The sequence below is a fragment of the Mesorhizobium sp. M7A.F.Ca.CA.002.09.1.1 genome (genome assembly GCF_003998555.1).
In the GTDB taxonomy this organism is placed as follows: domain Bacteria; phylum Pseudomonadota; class Alphaproteobacteria; order Rhizobiales; family Rhizobiaceae; genus Mesorhizobium; species Mesorhizobium ciceri.
In genome coordinates this window covers 1-2,190 of the sequence record NZ_RZRR01000915.1, presented here as the reverse complement: position 1 = coordinate 2,190, position 2,190 = coordinate 1, and the positions used below count along the sequence as shown (strand labels likewise).

Below are 2,190 nucleotides of genomic sequence, written 5' to 3'. Positions count from 1 at the left end.
GATTTACTACAAGGACCGGGGACCGGGCAGCCTGTCGTCTTTCATCACGGCTGGCCGTTGAGCAGCGACGATTGGGACGCCCAGATGCTGTTCTTCGTGTCACAGGGCTACCGTGTCATTGCCCATGATCGCCGAGGCCATGGCCGCTCGACCCAGACGGATATCGGCAACGAGATGGACACCTATGCCGCCGACGTAGCGGAACTCGCAGCCCATCTGGACCTCAAGAACGCCATCCATGTCGGCCATTCGACCGGCGGCGGCGAAGTGGCGCGTTATGTCGCCAAGTATGGCGCCGGCGGCCGTGTCGCCAAGGCGGTGCTGATCGGCGCGGTGCCGCCAATCATGCTCAAGACTGCCGCCAATCCCGGCGGCCTGCCGATCGAAGTGTTCGACGGCTTCCGCTCCGCGCAGGCAGCCAATCGCGCCCAGTTCTTCCGCGACGTTCCATCAGGTCCGTTCTACGGCTTCAACCGCCCGGGCGCAGAGGTATCGCAGGGCGTCATCGATAATTGGTGGCGCCAGGGCATGATGGGCGGCACCAAGGCGCATTATGATTGCATCAAGGCCTTTTCGGAAACCGACTTCACCGAGGATCTGAAGGCGATCGACGTGCCTGTGCTGGTCATGCACGGCGACGACGACCAGATCGTTCCCATCGCGGACTCGGCGCTGCTGACGATCAAGCTGCTCAAGAAGGGCGAGCTCAAGGTCTACAAGGGCTTCCCGCACGGCATGGCCACGACCCATGCAGACATCGTCAACGCCGACCTGCTGGCCTTCTTCAAAGCATAGGCCGTTGGAACGAAAAAAGCACCCGCCGTCTGGCGGGTGCTTTTCCTTGCGTGGGTTTCAGGCCTGATCTAGGCGGCCGCCTGCGCCTTGCGCGCTTCCTTCATGTTGGGCAGGAACACGGTCAGCAATCCAAGAAACGGCAAATAGGAGCAGATCTGGAAGACGAAATCGATGCCCTTCATGTCGGCGACGACGCCGAGCACGGCCGCCGCGATGCCGCCCATGCCGAAGGCGAAGCCGAAGAAGATGCCGGCGATCATGCCGACGCGACCCGGCACGAGTTCCTGCGCAAAGACGACAATGTTGGAGAAGGCCGAGGAGAGGATCAGCCCGATCAGCACCGTCAGCACCATCGTCCATTCCAGATTGGCGTAGGGCAGGGCGAGCGTGAAGGGCAGCACGCCGACGATGGAGAACCAGATCATCGCCTTTTGCCCATAGCGGTCGCCGAACGGGCCGCCGAGCAGGATGCCCAGCGCCGAGGCGCCGAGGAACAGGAACAGCATGACCTGGCTCATCTGCACAGAAACGCCGAACTTATGCATGGAATAGAAGGTGTAGTAGCTGGCGAGGCTGGCGATGTAGGCATTCTTGCTCAGAACCAGCAGTGTCAGCACGATCAATGCATTCATCACCTTGCGGCGCGGGAAGGGCGAAACGAAGCTCGCCGCCTTGCGGGTGCCCTGCGCGGCACGCAGCCGGCTGTACCAGCCGCCGACCTGCCACAAAACGATGATGCCGATCAGCGAGCCGACGGCGAACCAGGAAATGCTGGTCTGGCCGAACGGCACGACGATGAAGGCCGCCAGCAGCGGCCCCATGGACTGGCCGAAATTGCCGCCCACCTGGAACAGCGACTGCGCCAGGCCGAAGCGGCCGCCGGAAGCGAAGCGGGCGATGCGCGAGGATTCCGGGTGGAAGATCGCCGAGCCGATGCCGATCAGCGAGGCACCGATCAGCAGCAGCGAATAATGCCCGGCATAGGCGAGCACGATCAGGCCGATCAGCGACGACGCCATGCCATAGGGCAGCGAATAGGGCATCGGCCGCTTGTCGGTGATCATGCCGATCAGCGGCTGCAGCAAGGATGCGGTCACCTGGAAAGTGAAGGTCAACAAGCCGATCTGCCAGAAATCGAGGCCATAATTCTCTTTCAGGAGCGGGTAAATGGCCGATAGCAGCGACTGCATGATGTCGTTGATGCAGTGGCAGAAGCTCACCGCCAGGATGACGGTGAAGGCCGTCGCCTGGGCTGAGGCGTGACTGGCGCTCGCCGGTGGGGCGACGCTGGCTGCTGTCGTATCGGTCAAGGTAGGCTCCGTGGTCTTTTTGGCGGGCACGCCCGCAGGCAACTGGCGGACGCTCCTTGCGGCCACCCTAGGGACGGTGCCTTAT

At 62.6% G+C, this 2,190-nt stretch carries 1 protein-coding gene and 1 pseudogene; one reads left to right on the top strand and one right to left on the bottom strand.

The features are described from left to right. Position 1 precedes the first annotated feature (1 nt). Positions 2-795 (top strand): annotated as a pseudogene (locus EN994_RS28275) (alpha/beta hydrolase). Between the two features lie 68 nt (positions 796-863). On the opposite strand, the gene EN994_RS28270 reads toward EN994_RS28275, so the two are convergent. Beyond that, the gene (locus EN994_RS28270) at positions 864-2,105 is read right to left on the bottom strand and encodes an MFS transporter (RefSeq protein WP_063170320.1); all 1,242 of its coding nucleotides are present in this window, start codon (positions 2,103-2,105) and stop codon (positions 864-866) included. Positions 2,106-2,190 lie beyond the last annotated feature (85 nt).